14 protein-coding genes are annotated in these 16,607 nt (G+C 69.0%); 9 read left to right on the top strand and 5 right to left on the bottom strand.

Translation table 11 applies throughout. The features are described from left to right. Positions 1 to 37 precede the first annotated feature (37 nt). Positions 38 to 787 carry a LamB/YcsF family protein gene (locus tag I6N91_RS12175; protein ID WP_198812883.1) on the top strand — a complete coding sequence of 250 codons (750 nt, stop codon included), beginning with the start codon at positions 38 to 40 and terminating at the stop codon, positions 785 to 787. Positions 788 to 815: 28 nt separating this feature from the next. Then, positions 816 to 2,411, top strand: coding sequence for a carboxyltransferase domain-containing protein (locus I6N91_RS12170; RefSeq protein WP_307843344.1), 1,596 nt, complete (start codon positions 816 to 818; stop codon positions 2,409 to 2,411). 93 nt (positions 2,412 to 2,504) lie between these two features. Here the strand turns inward: I6N91_RS12170 and I6N91_RS12165 are convergent, their stop codons facing one another. Both I6N91_RS12165 and I6N91_RS12160 read right to left on the bottom strand, forming a co-directional pair. Next, entirely contained in the window at positions 2,505 to 2,792 is a 288-nt protein-coding gene (locus tag I6N91_RS12165; RefSeq protein WP_198812880.1) for a MoaD/ThiS family protein, read from the bottom strand. 10 nt (positions 2,793 to 2,802) lie between these two features. Then, the gene (locus I6N91_RS12160; RefSeq protein ID WP_198812879.1) at positions 2,803 to 3,897 is read right to left on the bottom strand and encodes an exo-alpha-sialidase; all 1,095 of its coding nucleotides are present in this window, start codon (positions 3,895 to 3,897) and stop codon (positions 2,803 to 2,805) included. A 155-nt stretch (positions 3,898 to 4,052) separates the two neighbouring features. On the opposite strand from I6N91_RS12160, the gene I6N91_RS12155 reads away from it, so the two are divergent. After that, complete coding sequence (locus I6N91_RS12155; RefSeq protein ID WP_198812878.1) at positions 4,053 to 4,958, top strand: DUF4031 domain-containing protein; 906 nt, start codon at positions 4,053 to 4,055, stop codon at positions 4,956 to 4,958. On the opposite strand, the gene I6N91_RS12150 is transcribed toward I6N91_RS12155, so the two are convergent. After that, positions 4,955 to 5,314: a hypothetical protein gene (locus tag I6N91_RS12150; RefSeq protein ID WP_198812877.1), complete on the bottom strand. Its 360-nt coding sequence runs from the start codon at positions 5,312 to 5,314 to the stop codon at positions 4,955 to 4,957. The two genes, I6N91_RS12155 and I6N91_RS12150, sit on opposite strands and share 4 nt — an antisense overlap. A gap of 257 nt (positions 5,315 to 5,571) precedes the next feature. Here I6N91_RS12150 and I6N91_RS12145 point away from each other — a divergent pair, with 257 nt between their 5' ends. From I6N91_RS12145 to I6N91_RS12135, 3 genes are all read left to right on the top strand, one after another. Further along, positions 5,572 to 6,966 (top strand): NAD(P)/FAD-dependent oxidoreductase, encoded by a 1,395-nt coding sequence (locus I6N91_RS12145; RefSeq protein ID WP_198812876.1) that lies wholly within the window; start codon positions 5,572 to 5,574, stop codon positions 6,964 to 6,966. A 104-nt stretch (positions 6,967 to 7,070) separates the two neighbouring features. Further along, on the top strand, positions 7,071 to 8,453 hold the full coding sequence (locus I6N91_RS12140) for an APC family permease (protein WP_198812875.1): 1,383 nt from the start codon (positions 7,071 to 7,073) through the stop codon (positions 8,451 to 8,453). A 31-nt stretch (positions 8,454 to 8,484) separates the two neighbouring features. Further along, positions 8,485 to 10,098: an amidohydrolase gene (locus tag I6N91_RS12135; RefSeq protein WP_198812873.1), complete on the top strand. Its 1,614-nt coding sequence runs from the start codon at positions 8,485 to 8,487 to the stop codon at positions 10,096 to 10,098. Positions 10,099 to 10,389: 291 nt separating this feature from the next. Here the strand turns inward: I6N91_RS12135 and I6N91_RS12130 are convergent, their stop codons facing one another. Then, positions 10,390 to 11,442 carry an LLM class flavin-dependent oxidoreductase gene (locus I6N91_RS12130; RefSeq protein WP_198812870.1) on the bottom strand — a complete coding sequence of 351 codons (1,053 nt, stop codon included), beginning with the start codon at positions 11,440 to 11,442 and terminating at the stop codon, positions 10,390 to 10,392. A gap of 163 nt (positions 11,443 to 11,605) precedes the next feature. On the opposite strand from I6N91_RS12130, the gene I6N91_RS12125 reads away from it, so the two are divergent. The 3 genes from I6N91_RS12125 (at position 11,606) to I6N91_RS12115 (ending at position 13,931) form a co-directional block, all read left to right on the top strand. Then, a complete protein-coding gene (locus I6N91_RS12125) occupies positions 11,606 to 12,121 on the top strand; it encodes a MarR family winged helix-turn-helix transcriptional regulator (RefSeq protein WP_198812867.1) in 516 nt (171 codons plus the stop codon). After that, on the top strand, positions 12,118 to 12,783 hold the full coding sequence (locus tag I6N91_RS12120) for an NADPH-dependent F420 reductase (RefSeq protein ID WP_198812864.1): 666 nt from the start codon (positions 12,118 to 12,120) through the stop codon (positions 12,781 to 12,783). The genes I6N91_RS12125 and I6N91_RS12120 overlap by 4 nt, the downstream gene beginning before the upstream one ends. A gap of 80 nt (positions 12,784 to 12,863) precedes the next feature. Beyond that, the gene (locus I6N91_RS12115) at positions 12,864 to 13,931 is read left to right on the top strand and encodes an LLM class flavin-dependent oxidoreductase (RefSeq protein WP_307843343.1); all 1,068 of its coding nucleotides are present in this window, start codon (positions 12,864 to 12,866) and stop codon (positions 13,929 to 13,931) included. Positions 13,932 to 14,035: 104 nt separating this feature from the next. Here I6N91_RS12115 and I6N91_RS12110 read toward each other — a convergent pair whose 3' ends face one another. Further along, complete coding sequence (locus tag I6N91_RS12110; protein ID WP_198812861.1) at positions 14,036 to 16,606, bottom strand: ABC transporter permease; 2,571 nt, start codon at positions 16,604 to 16,606, stop codon at positions 14,036 to 14,038. Between the last annotated feature and the right edge of the window lies 1 nt (position 16,607).

Here is a 16,607-nt window from a genome sequence, read left to right as displayed (position 1 = left end):
GAATCCGGTCCCGGGCGCGAAGGGTGGCGGTGATCGAATGGATCTCAACAGCGACGTCGGGGAATCCTTCGGCAACTGGACCTTCGGCGACGATGCCGCGGTGATCCGGTCGGTCTCCAGCGTCAACGTGGCCTGCGGCTTCCACGCCGGTGACCCCACCGGCATCCGGTCAACCTGTGCGGCCGCCGCGGCCGCGGGCGTGACGGTCGGCGCGCACCCCGGCTACCGCGACCTAGCCGGCTTCGGGCGCCGGTTCCTTGACGTCGCGCCCACGGAGCTGACGGACGACCTCATTTACCAGATCGGCGCGCTCCAAGCTCTGGCCCGCGCCGCTGGCACCAGGGTTTCGTACGTCAAACCCCACGGCGCGCTCTACAACACCATCGTCCACCACCAAGGCCACGCGCGGGCGGTCGTGGATGCGGTGCGCGGGGTGGATGAAACCCTGCCGCTGCTGGTCCTTCCGCACTCGGAGATCGAACGCGCCGCCCGCGCGTCGGGCCTCCGGACCGTCATTGAGGCCTTCGCCGACCGTGCCTATACCCCTGAAGGAACGCTCGTCGACCGGCGTGAGGAGGGCGCCGTGCTGCACGAAACCGGTGAGGTCGTCGAGCACGTCCTGCGGATCGCCACCGAAGGCAGGATCCGTGCGGTGGACGGATCCTCGGTGGACATCGCCGCCGAAAGCATCTGCGTCCACGGCGACACCCCGGGGGCTGTGCGGATGGCCGCGGCCGTGCGCGATGCCCTCACCGGCGCGGGAGTGCCCGTCGCTGGATTCGCCTGACATGGACCCGGGTGTTCCCATCCGGGCCGTGGGTGACCGCGCTGTCCTCGTCGAGCTGCCCGGCCTGCCGGAGGTGCTCAGCCTGCAGGCGCAACTGGACGCGGAGCCGTCCGAGGGCCAGATCGATGTCGTGGCGGCCGCGCAGACCGTCCTGGTCACCGCCGGGTCTCCGCGGCAGGCCGCCGGGATTGCCCGGCGGATCCGCTCCCTGGACTTCTCGGTCCAGCCCCGGGCCGAGGAGGCCCGCATCGACATCGAGGTGGTGTACGACGGCGCGGACCTCGCGGAGGTGGCCCGGCACGCCGGGCTCAGTGAACCGGGCGTAGTCCAGGCCCACACCTCGCAGGACTGGACCGCCGCCTTCGCGGGCTTCGCGCCGGGATTCGCTTACCTGACCGGCGGCGACCGGCGGCTCGAGGTGCCGCGCCGGGCGTCGCCGAGGACGTCGGTTCCCGCCGGCTCGGTGGCCCTGGCGGGAGGCTACTCGGCCATCTATCCGCGTGAATCCCCCGGCGGCTGGCAGCTGATCGGGCGTACGGACGCCCTGCTGTGGGACCTTGGCCGGGACGTGCCGGCGCTCATCCGTCCCGGCAACCGGGTGCGTTTCACCGCCGTCCGGGAGTCGGTCAGCACGTCGGCGCGGCACGGCGCGGCGTCCGCGCCCGGTTCTCCGGCCCTGCCCGCCCGGCGGGGCCGCGGTGCGCCCCGGGAGATTTCCATCCCCGCTCCCGGCCCCGGGGCGATCGTCGTGGAGACGGGGCTGTCCAGTGTGCTCGAAGACCTTGGGCGTCCCGGATACGCGGCCCTCGGCGTGGCGGGTTCCGGGGCGCTCGACCGGGGCTCCTGCCGCCAGGCGAACCGGCTGGTCGGCAACCCGCACGGCGCCGCCGTCGTCGAATCGCTCTTCGGCGGGCTGGTCCTTGAGGCCAGGTCGGAACTGGTGCTGGCGGTGACCGGAGCGCCGGCACCCCTGGCGGTGGCCTCGCCCGGGGGGACCCGGCGGAGCGTCGACACCTGCGCTCCCTTCCTGCTGCGGGCCGGGGAGACGCTTGCGGTCGGGGCGCCCGCCGAGGGGCTGCGCACCTATACCGCGGTCCGGGGTGGCTGGGAGGCGGCCCTGGTCCTGGGGAGCCGGTCGACCGATGTCCTCTCCTGCCTCGGCCCCGAGCCCCTGGCCCGCGGCGGGTTCCTCCGCGCGGGCACCGCCCCCGGCAGCGCGGTGGGAAACCCGGAGCTGCCATCGACTGAGTCCCGGCCGGCGGTGCTGCGGATCGTGCCCGGGCCCCGGGCCGACTGGTTCGCCGACGGGGAACCCGCCCGCCTGTGCGCGGCACGATGGACCGTGACACCGCAGTCGAACCGGGTCGGCCTCCGCCTCGAGGGCCCGGCGCTGCGGCGGGTGAGATCCGGTGAGCTGCCCAGTGAGGGCGTCGTGCGGGGAGCCCTCCAGGTGCCGCCGTCGGGCCTTCCGGTGCTGTTCCTCGCCGACCATCCCGTGACCGGGGGATACCCGGTGATCGGCGTGGTGATCTCCGAAGACCTCGACCGGGCGGCGCAGCTGCCGCCCGGAGCTGAGGTCCGGTTCGAGGCGTCCCCCGGGCACTCGCCCTTCCCGGCCGGGTGAGGCCCTCCCATCGAGGACGCAGTATCTACTGCCCGAAGGCCCTCCGGCTGGTTGGTTCTGCACTCTCTCGATAAGTCGGGGCCGGTCCCAGGGTCAGCCCCCTGCCACCGACTGGATGACCATCACGGTGTCGCCGGGCTCCACCGGCGTTTCGAGGAGCTCCAGCCGGCGCACATCCTCGCCTCCGACATAGATATTCACGTAACGCCGCAGCGCGCCGGTCTCATCGCGGATCCGCCGCTCCAGCAGCGGCCTCCCTTCGGACAACCGGTCGAGGAGGCCTCCGACGGTCATCGGCGCGTCCGCCGGCAGCACCACCTCGCTGCGCCCCTCAACCAGCGGGCGCAGGAGGGTCGGAATCAGGACGCTGACGGATTCCACGGCGGAACGCTCAACCCGGGACGACGGCGGCGCGCACCGTGAGGACGTCGGGAAGGTGGGAGGCGACCTCAACGAAGGATTCACCCTCATCGGCGCTCGCATACACGCTGCCACCGCGGGTGCCAAAGTACACCCCGACGGGGTCGGCGGCGTCGACGGCGGCCGCATCGCGCAGCACGGCGTTGTACTCCCGGGTGGGCAGGCCGCGGTGCAGCCGGGACCAGGAACCGCCGCCGTCGTCGGTGCGGTGCACCGCGAGTTCGCCGTCCGGCGGGATCCGCTCGCCGTCGGCCTTCAGTGGAATCACCCACGCCGTGCCTGGCCGGCGCGGATGGGCGAGCATGACGAAGCCGAAGTCCGACGGCAGCCCCTCGGCGATGGAGGTCCACGTGTCGCCGGCGTCCGGTGTGGCGTAGACGCCGTGATGGTTCTGCGCATACAGGTGCCGCGGGTTTCCGGCATCGCGGGCGATCTTGTGCACGCACTGCCCGAACTCCGGCTGCGGATCGGGCAGGAAGTAGGCGGAGATGCCGCGGTTGCGCGGCTCCCACGAGGTTCCGCCGTCCAGCGAGCGGTAGACCCCGCCGGTGCTCATGGCGACGTGGATCGAATCATCGGCAGGGCTGGGGAGGACGGTGTGTGCCGCGGCCCCGCCGTACCCCGCGCCCCACTCACTGCGGTGCGGGTGGTCCCAGAGGCCGCGGTTGAGTTCGAAGTGCTCCCCGCCGTCGGTGGATTTCCAGACGGAGATCGGCTCGCACCCGGCCCACACCACACCCGGCCGGCTCTGGGAGTCCGGCTGGATCTGCCAGATCCGCTCGAGCGCGGCACCGTCGTCCGGATCGAAACCGATGCTTCCGCGTTCCGGCTCGGTCCAGGTGGCGCCCAGGTCGTCCGAGTGGACGACCGACGGCCCCCAGTGCTCGGACCGGGTGCCCACCAGGATGCGGGTGCGCCCGCCCCGCGTGTCGATGCCGACGCCGGGGACCTCCTGCATGAGGAACAGCGGATCGGACAGGGTCCAGGACCGGCGGTTCCGGCTGGTGGCCAGCCAGAGTCCCTTCTTGGTGCCGATGGCCAGCACCGTGGTCGCCTGGTCGTTCATGGCTGCCCCCAAATGGCTGCGTGAGCGGGATGTCGCAGGAACATTGGAAGAATGGCACACGCCACCGGATCTGTATAGGGTCGTCGGGCCCGTCGCGGTACCCGCCCGTTGCGGCGGCGGCATCCCGGGCCGGAACCGCTCACTAGACTTCCCTCATGGCCATCTTTATCGACCCGCCCCGGTGGCCGGCCCACGGCACCGAGTTCTCCCACCTCATCTCCAATGACTCGCTGGCAGAACTTCACGCCTTCGCGGCGGACGCCGGAGTGCCGGAGCGGGCCTTCGACGAGGACCACTACGATGTTCCGGCCCGCCGCTACGCCGATCTCGTGCGCCGGGGCGCGGTGGAAGTGAGCGGAGGGGACCTGACGCGGATCCTCGTCGCCAGCGGACTCCGGATACCGGCCCGCCGCCGCGCCAAACGCCTGCGGTCGGTGCTGGCCAGCCGGTGGGAGGCCCTCCTGCCCGGAACCGCGGACTTGGGGGCGGGCCTGGTGGAGCGGTGGAATGAGCCGCACCGCGCCTACCACGACCTCCGCCACCTGCTCGCGGTGCTCGAGGCGCTGGACACCCTGTTTGAGCCCGACGACGCCGGGCTGCGCCGGCCGGTGCTGCTGGCGGCGTGGTTCCACGACGCCGTGTACGCCGGGCAGGCCGGACAGGACGAGGAGGCCTCGGCCGCGCTCGCCGCGGACCTGCTGCGCGGAGTGCTGCCTGCCGCCGAAGTCTCCGAGGTGGAGCGGCTGGTGCTGCTGACCCGCACCCATGCACCGGCCGCCGACGACCGGGCGGGGGCCCTGATCTGCGACGCTGACCTTGCGGTGCTCGGCGGCAGCGGCAGGGACTACGACGCCTACGCCGCGGCGGTGCGCAGGGAGTACGCCCACGTCCCCGACGACGCGTTCACCGCCGGGCGGGCCGATATCCTCCGCCAGCTGCTGGCACTCGATACGCTCTTCTCCACCGACAAGGGCGCGGCACTCTGGAACGGGAGGGCCCGGGAGAATCTACAGGCCGAACTGGTCCGGCTGGAGTCGTCGGGAGCTTCCGCGGCCGGTTAACGTCCGGTCGGGCCGGCTCCGCCGTCGCCCTCGCGCGGCCGCAGCGGATGCTCACGCCAGTCGGGGGTTTCCTCCCGGCGGCCGTAGCCGGGACGAAAGAGTGGCTCATCGGGGTCCTCCACGGGACCCCTCGGCGGGGCCCCACGCCGGTGGGTGAGCCAGTAACCCCAGGCCAGCAGGGCCGCCGCGGCAAGGACCATCGCCATGCCGACCGCAAGGTTCAGCCCTGCCGTGGGGGCAACCGGGTCGCCTGTGGCGGCGGAGGTGGCAAATTCGGAGACGCCCTGCGGGACGAAGAGGGTGCTCGTAAGCAGCAGTGCCGCGCCGGAAACGTATTGTTTCACGCCGATTTTCATGATCTTCCCCTGGGTGTCGTGCCCGTGCTCCGTTGTTCCATCAAGCCTAGGTGATGCGGAGACGGCCGGTAGGCAGGAACGGCTCAGTGCAATGCCGGCCACCGTGAGTCACCGGGCGGAGCAGTACCCTCGACCCATCCTGGAGTCCGTCATCCGGGGAACATCTGCTTCCCAAACTCTCCGCAGTCCTCTACAGTTTTTCATAAATGAATGCCATTCATTTTGTGATCCAAGTCATTTCAACTCTGGAGAATCCCATGCGGACCATCACAAGCGACGTCGTCGTTATCGGCGCCGGACCCTCTGGGCTTACAGCGGCGCGCCAGCTGCGCCGGGCCGGCCATACCGTGACGGTCCTGGAAGCCCGCGACCGGGTCGGTGGGCGGACCCACACGGATGTCATCGAGGGCGCAACGCTCGAAGTTGGGGGCCAGTGGGTGTCACCCGACCAGACGGCACTGCTGGGGCTGCTCGGGGAACTTGATATGGAGACCTACTCCCGCTACCGCGAGGGAGAATCGGTCTACATTGGGGCGGACGGAACGCCTGTCCGCTATACCGGCGAGATGTTTCCGGTTTCCGCCGGCACGCAGGCCGAAATGGCGCGTCTCATCGACGTCCTTGACGCGCTCGTCGGCCAGATGAACGTCAAAGCACCCTGGGAGCACCCGCAGGCCCGTGAGCTCGACACCATCTCGTTCCATCACTGGCTGCGCCAACAGTCGGACGACGAGGAGGCCTGCAACAACATCGGCCTGTTCATTGCCGGAGGCATGCTCACCAAGCCCGCCCACGCCTTCTCCGCGCTTCAGGCGGTCCTCATGGCGGCATCCGCCGGATCCTTCTCCCACCTCGTTGACGAGGACTTCATCCTCGACAAGCGGGTGGTGGGCGGCATGCAGTCGGTCTCCGAACGGATGGCCGCCGAGCTCGGAGAGGCCGTCCTCCTCAACAATCCCGTGCGCACCCTGCGCTGGTCGGCGTATCCGGACGGACGAACCGAGGTGACCGCCGAGGCGGACAACGCCACCGTGCGGGCCCGCTACGCCGTGGTAGCGGTGCCGCCGAACCTGTATTCGCGGATTTCCTACGTGCCGGCCCTCCCACGCCGGCAGCACCAGATGCACCAGCATCAGTCCCTCGGGCTCGTCATCAAGGTGCACGCTGTCTACACGACTCCCTTCTGGCGCGACAACGGCCTGTCGGGCACCGGATTCAGCGCAGGATCCATCGTGCAGGAGGTCTACGACAACACCAATCACGGCGACAGCCGCGGAACACTCGTCGGCTTCGTGTCGGACGAGAAAGCCGACGCCATGTTCGAACTCGAGCCCACCGAACGCCGGCAGCGGATCCTCGAATCGATCGCAGGCTTCCTCGGGCCCCAGGCGCTTCATCCCGAGGTGTACTACGAATCGGACTGGGCGTCGGAGGAATGGACCCGCGGTGCCTATGCCTCCAGCTATGACCTCGGCGGCCTGCACAGGTACGGGCGCCACCAGCTCACCCCGGTCGGGCCCATCCACTGGTCCTGCTCGGACCTTGCGGCGGAGGGGTACCAGCACGTCGACGGAGCGATCCGCATGGGCCAGCTCACCGCCACCCAGATCATCGCGGCCCTTGCCGCCCAAAGCGCTGCAACCATCCACTAGACAGCGCACGGCGGCGCCCCCTGCCCATCAGCCCCGGTGGATAGCCGTCGACATCCCATCGAACGCACAACTGACAGGTAGATCGAGGAGTTCTTGTGGAAGGAATGAATACCCGTGGATCCAGCGCCGCAGCGGCGCCGGAACGGGAGCAGGCCCTGCGCCGGGTGATGGGAACCCCCGCGCTGGTTATTTTCGGGCTGGCCTATATGGTCCCGCTCACGGTCTTCACGACCTACGGTCTTGTCACGACCCTCACCGAGGGCCACCTGCCGGCGGCGTACGTCGTCACCCTCGCAGCAATGATGTTCACGGCACTCAGTTATTCCTTCCTCGTCCGGGTCATACCTTCAGCCGGATCGGCCTACAGCTTCACCCAGCGCATTTTCGGGGGTCATGTGGGTTTTGTGACCGGGTGGACGCTGATGCTCGACTATCTCCTCCTCCCGCTCATCAACTACCTCCTGATCGGCCTGTACCTGAACGCCCAGTTCCCCTCAATACCGATGTGGGTGTTCACCGTGGCAGCAATCGCCTTGGTCACCGTCCTTAATATCGTTGGAATCTCGGTCGTGCGGAATGCGAACCTGGTCCTCGTCGGCATGCAGATCGTCTTCGTTGCGGTGTTCATCGTGCTGACAGCCGGCAGCATCTCCACGGGCCAGTCGCTTCTCACGCCGTTCTTCTCCCCTGACCTGCGGCTCGGCCTGATCCTGAGCGGTTCGGCGATCCTCTGCCTTTCCTTCCTTGGCTTCGATGCGGTTTCCACAATGTCCGAGGAAGCGAAGGACCCGCGGCGCACGGTGCCGCGCGCCGTCCTGCTGACCACGCTGATCGGCGGAGCGATGTTCATTCTGGTCTCCTGGGTGGCCCACCTTGCCTTCCCGGACTGGCAGGAGTTCACCGACCCCGATGCGGCCGCCGTTGAAATTATGAACAGCCTTGGCGGCAATGTCATGGCCGCCTTCTTCCTCGCCGCCTACATCGCCGGATGCGTCGGATCCGCCATGGCGTCGCAAGCAAGCGTTTCACGCATCATGTTCGCGATGGGGCGCGACGGGGTGATTCCCCGGTCCGTCTTCGGCCGGGTCAGCGAGCGCTTCCGCTCTCCGGTCGGGGCGATCCTCGTCGTGTCGGCCGTCTCCCTGCTCGCACTTGTCCTTGATCTTGGAACGGTGGCATCGGTCATCAGCTTCGGCGCCCTGTTTGCCTTCTCGCTGGTGAACCTTGGAGCCATCAAGCACTTCCTCATCGACCACGGCCGGAGGAGCGGACGCGACCTGCTCAAGTACGGGCTGGTCCCTGCCGTCGGATTCCTCCTGACGGTGTGGCTGTGGTTCAGCCTTTCGGCATCGGCCTTCGCCGTGGGTTCGATCTGGCTGGTGGCCGGGGTCGCCTATCTCGTCGTCCTGACACGCGGTTTCCGGCGCCCGCCACCTCAGGTCGACCTCGACGAGAAAACAGTCAGCCCGGCCACGACCAGTGCCTGAGCGCTCCGTCCACGATGAAGGAGTGGATCCCATGAAGGCCGACCTGATCGTCCTGGCCCGGACGGTCCACACGCTGGACGGCGGCATGCGGCCGGTCGAGGCGGTGGCCGTCCGGGACGGAATCATCACGGCGGTCGGCAGCCGGGAGGACGCGGACGGATGGAGGGCCGCCGACACTGACGTCGTCGATTTCGGTGCCGGAACCCTCACCCCGGGTCTCGTGGACGGACACCTCCATCCCGTGATGGCGCTGGACACCGTCCGGGGCTGTGACCTGTCCAGCGTGCAGACGATCCAGCAGCTGCGGGAAGCGCTGCACCGTGAGGCAGCCGCCCAAGGGCCGGGGGAGTGGGTGTTCGCCTGGGGGTTGGACCCCACGGTTTTCGGATCGGTGCCGCTGCACCGGAAGGTGATCGACGACGTCCTTGGCGGCCGCCCCTGCCTGGTGAGGATCTTCGACGCCCACTCGGCCCTGGCCAGCAGCAGGGCGCTGGCCGCAGCGGGAATCGACGGCCCGCGGACGGCCGACACGGCCCCGGGCATCGTGTGTGATGACGCAGGGAACCCTACCGGTCTCCTTCTGGAGTGGGACGCGATCAGCGCTGTCACCTCGGCCATGCCCGAAGACGACTTCGAGACGCGCAGGACGCGGCTCAAGGAGTTCCTTTGGGCCCTGTCCCGGGCCGGGCTGACGGCCGGGCATGTCATGGACCTGAATAAGGACTCGCTTGAGCTTCTGGAGGCGCTCGAACTGGACGATGAACTGCCGGTCCGTCTCTACTGCGCCCCGTGGTGCATGCCGGGAAGCACAGAAGCCGATCTCGGTGCGATCGCCGATCTCATGCAGCTCAGCGGCCGGCGGTGGTCCGTCAACGCGGTCAAGTTCTTCATCGACGGCACCATCGACAACGGCACTGCATGGCTCTCCTATCCCGACGTCAACGGAGAATCAGCCGCGCCGTTCTGGCCGGATCCAGCCGACTACACCAAAGCCGTTCACTATTTCGCGTCCCGCGGCATCCGGACGGCGACCCATGCGATCGGTGACGCCGGAATCACCCATGCGCTGGACACCATCGCGTCGATTCCGTCCTCGGCGCCTGCCGTCATCCACCGCATCGAGCACATCGAAACGGCCTCCGATGAGGTGATCCGACGTTTCGCCGCCGCGGGGGTGGCGGCGAGCATGCAGCCCACCCACTGCACCCACTACACGCGGGCCGACCACAGCGACAACTGGTCGACCCGGCTGGGTGACGGCCGCGCGGACCAGGCGTGGCGCTGCCGGGACCTCCGGGAGGTTGGGGCGACCCTCGTCCTCGGCTCCGATTGGCCCATCGCGCCGTTCGACCCCCTCCCGATCCTGGCCGACGCCCAACTGCGGCGCCGGCACGACCGCCCCCTCGATGCGGCGGTTGGGGCGGCCCAGGCCCTCACGCCCCTCCAGGCGCTCGAAGGCTACACAACCCATGCCGCCCGTGCCGCAGGGCTTGCCGAGGTCGCCGGATCCATCACCGTGGGCAAGCGCGCGGACTTCACCGCGTTCGAATGCGATCCCCTGGCGACACCGCCCGAAGCGCTCGCCGCCAGCAGAGTCCTTGGCACCGTCGTCGGCGGTGTCGTGCAGTTCACCGACGGGCCCTAGTCCGCCGTACCAGCAACACGAGGAGCACCATGACCCGCCACCAACCCACAACCCGCCACACCGAGGCCCGGGCCCTTGCGATACGCAGCCAGGGCGAAACCGCCCCGCAGCGCGGGCAGGGCACACGGGATGCGCTGCAGTGCGCTCCAGGCTGCGCTTTCTGCACCGGCCCGGAAACGGACTGACCCGGTCCGATGTGATCCGGCGAAATCATCCTGGCTGCTGATGCCTGACCTCCGCCGGCTCCGCCCATGACGCATCTGCCCCCAATGGGAGTCGGCACGCCGGGTCTCAGGAACGGCCCAGCGCGTCCCGGACCCGTGGGGCCACTTCGGTGCCGAAGAGGCGGATGTTCTCAAGCAGGACGTCGTTCGGCATCGGCCCCAGCCCGTACTTGAGGTCGAACCGGTTCACTCCCAGTGCCTTCATGCTCCGAACAATCCGCCGCGCCACCGTGTCGGGGGATCCCACATAAAGCGAGCCGACGGCGATCTCCTTCTCATAAAATTCCCGGGTGATCGGCGGGAAGCCGCGCTCGTAGCGCGCCTCCAGCTGGAAGGTTTCGTACGTCGGCCAGTACTCCTCGATGGCCTGCTCGTCGGTGGCCGCGACATGGCCGGTGGAGTGCAGCCCGATCGGGAGCTCACCGAAGCCCGCCTCGGCGGTCGCCTGCCGGTACAGCTCGCTCAGCCTGGCAAAGCGTGCCGGATTGCCGCCGATTACGGCAAGCATCAGGGGGAAGCCGTACTGCGCCGCGCGCACCACCGACGCCGGGTTACCGCCGACTCCGATCCAGGTGGGCAGGGCGCCGGCCGTGGTCCGCGGGAAGACCTCGAGGCTGTCCAGGGCAGGGCGGGTGGTGCCGGACCAGGTGACCGGCTTCTCGGACCGGAGCCGGGAGAACAGCTCAAGCTTCTCCTCGAACAGGCGGTCATAGTCCTCGAGGTCGAAGCCGAACAGGGGGAAGGATTCCTTGCTGGAGCCGCGGCCGAGAATCACCTCGGCCCGACCCTGGGAGATGGCATCGAGGGTCGCATACCGCTGGAAGACGCGGACCGGATCATCCGAGCTCAGGACCGTGACGGCTGAACCGAGCCGGATGCGGGAGGTCTGGCCGGCGACGGCCGCCAGGACGATATCGGGCGCGGAGAGCGGCATCTCCTCGACGTGGTGCTCGCCAAGGCCGAAGAAATCGAGGCCTGATTCCTCGGCGACAACACCTTCCCGCACCAGCGCGTGGATGCTGCGGGGCTGGCTGAGCAGCTCTCCGTTCCTGTCCCTGGTCACGTCGCCAAAACTGTCGACGCCGATCACGATCGGATACTGCTCGAGGATGTTAGCCATTTCATCTCCAACGCTTTGTGCCGGTAGTTGATGTATCAACTACAACGACGATAGGGCGGAATTAGTGGACGTGTCAATAATGCGCCGGCCTCCCGGGGCGAAGTTGACACATCAACTATCTCAGCGTATTGTGGATATGTCAACCAAACCTGGAGGGAACGTCATGGCTGCTTACAGCGCCGCGAAGGAAAACCGGAGCCACCATCCAGCCCGTCGAAGCCCCACGGGCACCGAGCTCGCCATCTGGCGCAGGCTCCTCGATACGACGGCCGAACTCCGGCGCCGCATGGCCACCGTCCTGAGCGCCTCAAACCTCTCAGGCCAGGACTACGAAGTTCTTCTGGCGCTGGTCGAGGCCGACGGCCGCCAGGTGCGGTCCTCGGAGCTTGCGGGGGCGATCAATTGGGAACGCAGCCGGCTCTCCCACCACATTGGCCGGATGGAGAAGCGGGAACTGGTGCGCCGCGAGGAATGCCTGACGGACAATCGGGGCGCCTTCGTCCGGCTTACCGACGCCGGAGCCGACGCATTCCGGCGGGCCTCCGTGCCGCAGCTGCAGGCGGTGAAGGAGCACTTCGCCGACGCGCTCACCCCGGCACAGCTTGAGAACCTCGCCGACATCCTCGACTCACTCCAGCGACACTTCCAGTCCGATTCCTCCAAGGAGGACCCACGATGACCAGCCCTACTTCAACAACCACCCTGCCGCGGATCGGAATCCTCGGAGCAGGCCATGTCGGCCCGGCCATCGGCCGGGTTGCCATCAAGGCCGGCTATCCGGTCTCCATCGCCGGGTCCGGTGACCCGGCGAAGATCGCCCTCATCACCCAGATCCTCGTTCCGGGAGCGAAGGCCGACTGGCCCGCGCAGGTGGCGGCCGAGGCCGACATCGTCATCCTGGCGATCCCGCTGCACAAGTTCAGTACCTTCGACCCGTCCCTGGTGGCGGGCAAAGTGGTCGTGGACCTCATGAACTACTGGGCGCCTATCGACGGCACGCAGCAGCTGTTCGAGGACCCTCGCTACGGCAGCAGCGAAATCGTCCAGCGGCACCTCAGCGGGTCCCGGGTGGTCAAGTCCTTCAACCACGCCGGGTACCACGAGATCGAGGCGGACCGCCGGCCGGCCGGCGCCGCGGATCGACTGGCGCTCGGAGTGGCAGGGGACGACCGGGAGGCGGTGGAGCTGGTCGCCGATTTGGTGGAGAACATCGGCTATGACGCCGTCCTGCTGGACAGCCTCCACGACGGTCGGATCCTCGAACCCGGCGGGCCGGTCTTCGGCGCTTCGCTCAATAAGGAGCAGTTCGCGCAGGCCCTTACCGAGAAAACCGCGGCGTAGGCCGCACCGCTGTCCGCGGTAGCACCGCTAGGGACTCCGCGGGACTACCCGCACCCTCCACCCAGATAAAAGGAACAACCGTGAACGACTCACCAAGCCTGCGGACGGGCTTTCCCCTGACCTTTGGACTCGACACCTTCGGTGATGTCCATTCCGACGAGAACGGGACCCTCAATTCGCACGCCCAGACGGTCCGCAACATCGTCGAGCAGGGCGTCCTTGCGGACTCCGTGGGGATTGACTTCTTCGGCATCGGCGAGCATCACACCTACGACTACCCGCTTTCCGCCGGCGACCTGGTCCTCAGTGCCATTGCAGCGCGGACCAGGGACATCCATCTCGGCTCCGCCGTCACCGTGCTGAGCTCCGATGATCCCGTCCGCGTCTTCCAGCGGTACTCCACGCTGAATGCGCTGTCCTCGGGGCGGGCCGAGGTGATCCTGGGCCGCGGTTCGAGCATCGATTCGTTCCCGCTCTTCGGCTACGACCTCAGCGACTATGAAGTGCTCTTCGAGGAGAAGTCGGAACTGTTCGCCGAGCTGCTCAAGGGAAGCCCCGTCACCTGGACCGGCACAACCCGCGCGGCGCTCAAGGACCAGGACGTCGTTCCGCACCTCGAGGCTGAGCCGTTCCCCACCTGGATCGGCGTCGGGGGAAGCCCGCAGTCGGTCGTCCGGGCCGCCCGCCACGGGTACAACCTCATCCTTGCCATCATCGGTGGGTCGCCCGCCCGCTTCCAGCCGTTCTCCAACCTCTACCTCGAGGCACTTGAGCACTTCGAGCGCCCGGCCCAGCCGATCGGCGTGCATTCCATGGGCCACGTGGCCGCGACTGACGAGCAGGCCCAGGAGGAGTTCTGGCCCCGGTACCTCGCGGTGATGAAGCACGTGAGCAAGACCCGCGGGTTCGCCATTCCAACCCCGGAATCGTTCAAGCACGAGATCGGCCCGCACGGCGCTATCTATGTCGGCTCCCCCGAGACGGTGGCCCGCAAGATCGCCGCCAACCTTCGGGTCCTCCACGCGTCCCGCTTCCAGCTCAAGTTCGGTATGACGGGCCTGGCGCACACCGCGGTGATGAACAACATCGAGCTGTACGGCACCAAGGTGATCCCGCTGGTCCGGGAGATCCTCGGCAGCGAATCCTGAAGCTTCGCCACGGCGCCCCGGCCCTGCTCCGCGGTCCTCAAAGGCGAGGACCGCGGAGCAGGGCCGGGGCGCCGTGGCGTCGACCGTTGAACCGGTGGCCGGCCTCAGTCGGCCGCCAGACCGGCCACAGGGGAGAGCCGAGCGGCCCGGCGGGCCGGGAGCACCGAGGCGAGGAGCCCGGCAGCGACCGCCACGGCGAGTACCGCCGCGATCTGCCCGACCGGCAGGGACAGTTGAACGGTGGCAAGCTCGCGGAGCGCCGACTGTGCGCCGAGCACTCCATAGCCAATCCCGAGGACGGTGCCGAGCAGTGCGGCGACGCCGGCGATCAGCACCGCCTCGACGGCCAGCATGCCGCGCAGCTGCGCCTTGGTCAGGCCGAGCGCGCGGAGCAGGGAGTTCTCCCGGCGCCTCTCAAGCACCGACAGAGACAACGTGTTGGCAACGCCGATCAGGGCGATCAGCACCGCCACCGCGAGCAGCGCGGTCACGATCAGCAGCAGGAGATCGATGATCTCGTTGTAGGCGACGCGCTCGATGGCCGATCCGGAGACCTGGTATTCGGGCACCCCGGTCACGGCGGCGAGCTGCGACTTGACCTTCGACACGGCCGGCCCGTCCAGCCCGTCGTCGAGCTGCAGCCAGAACGTCGTGCCCAGGTAGTCGGCGAGGGTTCCGTTGGCTGCAGCCTGGCCGGAGCTTTCCCCGGTGCCCCCGATGAATGCGTCCAGGGCGTCCGGCGGGGTTCCACCCAGCCGCTCCGCGGTGGCCTCGGTGATCAGCGGCACGAAGAAGGTCGAGTCCGTCGCCGTGACCGGCAGCGTCGTGGGCCCGTTCGCCCCCTTGAGGGTGATTTCGGGCTGCTGCAGCGTCTGCGGCGCCAGGACAATCCCGTCTGTCAGGACCGTATCCTGGGAGCGCAGGACGGCGGCCAGTTCCTCCGGATCGGCGGCGTACACGAGCCGTCCGCCATCCGCGTCACTTGTCAGCACCACCGGGGTCAGTTCCACCGCTGACTTCACGCCTTCGACCCCCAGGAGGGTCTGGGCGTCCGCCGTGCCGCCCGGAGTACGGCCGGCCGCCCCGGACGCGCCGAGGCCGGAGACCTCGACGTCGACGGCGAAGTTTTCGGCCAGCTCGGCGTCGAACGAGGTCCGGGCGGTCTGCGCCCCGACGATCATCATGGTCACCAGGGTCACGCCGACGATGAGGGCCGAGGACGAGGCGGTGGTCCGTGCCGGATTCCGGACGGCATTGAGGGACGCGAGCTGTCCGGCCACTCCGAGGGGCCGGGCCAGCCGCCCGACAGCGGCGACGCTGAAGGGAACGAAGAACGGCGCGAGAAGGACGACGCCGAGGAAGGATAACCCGCCGCCGGCGACGGCCGGAACCAGCCCGGCGGACGAAGCGCCCAGTGCCAGCAGGCCTCCGCCCGCAACGACTGCCAGAAGGCCGGCGGCGAGGCGCACCTTGCCGCCCCTGCTCTTCGCGTCCGCCGGCCCGCTGGGGCGCAGCGCGGCCAGGGGGGCGACGCGGGTGGCGGCCCGCGCCGGGACGACGGCGGCGATCAGGGTCATCAGGACACCCACCGCCAGGCCGGCCACCACGGCCGACGGCGGAACAGCGAGGACAGCGACCGAACCGACGTCGGTCCGCCGGGCCAGGCCCACGAGAACCGCGAGCACCCCGACGGCGAGGAGCACCCCGAGCGCAGAGGCCACCAGCCCGACGACGCCGGCCTCGATGAGCACCGACCTCCGGATCTGCCGGCGTTCCGCGCCGATGGTGCGCAGCAGGGCCAGTTCCCGGGTGCGCTGGGCTACGAGCACGGAGAAGGTGTTGGAGATGACCAGGCCGGCGACCAGGACGGAGACGGCGGCGAAGGCAAGCAGGATCGCCGTGAGGATGTCGTCCCCATTCGAGAGGGAGGCGACGTCCGCCGTGGTCTGCTCGGCCGCAGTGCGCACAATCACGCCTTCCCGCTGATCCGCGGGCAGGTCGTTGAGGGCAGCTGAGGCGGCCGCCGCGACGGCGGCAGGATCCGCATCCGGCGCCACGGCCAGCTGGATGTGGCGCACGATGGTATCGCCGCCGGTAGCTGCCCGCACCAGGGAGGCCGGCGCGAGGACCTGGACGGTGTCGGCGAGGTTCGGATCCGGGCTCGGGGCCGTCAGGCCGGTCACCGTCAGGGCTCCGGCCGGGTCGGTGGAAGGCCCTCCGGCGTCGATCGCCACGGTGTCACCGGGGGCCACCTCCAGACGGGCGGCCGAGGCGCTGTCAAGGGCCACCTCATTCGGCCCCGACGGCGCGGAGCCCTGGGTCACCTCGGCGGTGTCCAGTTCCCCCGGCGCCGTGCTGGTGAGCGCGGCGGACGAGGTGCGGGATCCCGTAGTCAGCTGGGCATAGGCCCGTTCGAGACCGTACACGGCCGTCACCTCGGGGAGGGCTTCGAACGTGCCTACGGCCGCGGGTGGAACTCCCAGCCCCTCGGGTCCGGAGACCACGAGGTCCGCTTTCGCGTACGAGGCTCCGATGCTCGCGCCGAGGGTCGCCTTGGTGGTGGCACCGACGGTGAGGGCCGCGGAGACAAAGGCCACGCCGAGCATCACGGCGAGGCCGACGGCGATGAAGCGCCGGGCGTGGACGCGCAACTGGGCCAGGGCTACCTGCAGCACG

Source organism: Arthrobacter sp. MSA 4-2, assembly GCF_016405885.1.
Taxonomy (GTDB): Bacteria; Actinomycetota; Actinomycetes; order Actinomycetales; family Micrococcaceae; genus Arthrobacter_D.
The sequence above is the reverse complement of the archived record's forward strand: the minus strand, read 5'-3'. Positions and strand labels throughout refer to the sequence as shown.

Coding starts and splice junctions, on each gene's coding strand:
- I6N91_RS12175 (WP_198812883.1), top strand. CDS start 38: ATGGATCTCAACAGCGACGTCGGGGAATCCTTCGGCAACTGGACCTTC.
- I6N91_RS12160 (WP_198812879.1), bottom strand. CDS start 3,897: ATGAACGACCAGGCGACCACGGTGCTGGCCATCGGCACCAAGAAGGGA.
- I6N91_RS12155 (WP_198812878.1), top strand. CDS start 4,053: ATGGCCATCTTTATCGACCCGCCCCGGTGGCCGGCCCACGGCACCGAG.
- I6N91_RS12150 (WP_198812877.1), bottom strand. CDS start 5,314: ATGAAAATCGGCGTGAAACAATACGTTTCCGGCGCGGCACTGCTGCTT.
- I6N91_RS12145 (WP_198812876.1), top strand. CDS start 5,572: ATGCGGACCATCACAAGCGACGTCGTCGTTATCGGCGCCGGACCCTCT.
- I6N91_RS12140 (WP_198812875.1), top strand. CDS start 7,071: ATGAATACCCGTGGATCCAGCGCCGCAGCGGCGCCGGAACGGGAGCAG.
- I6N91_RS12135 (WP_198812873.1), top strand. CDS start 8,485: ATGAAGGCCGACCTGATCGTCCTGGCCCGGACGGTCCACACGCTGGAC.
- I6N91_RS12130 (WP_198812870.1), bottom strand. CDS start 11,442: ATGGCTAACATCCTCGAGCAGTATCCGATCGTGATCGGCGTCGACAGT.
- I6N91_RS12125 (WP_198812867.1), top strand. CDS start 11,606: ATGGCTGCTTACAGCGCCGCGAAGGAAAACCGGAGCCACCATCCAGCC.
- I6N91_RS12120 (WP_198812864.1), top strand. CDS start 12,118: ATGACCAGCCCTACTTCAACAACCACCCTGCCGCGGATCGGAATCCTC.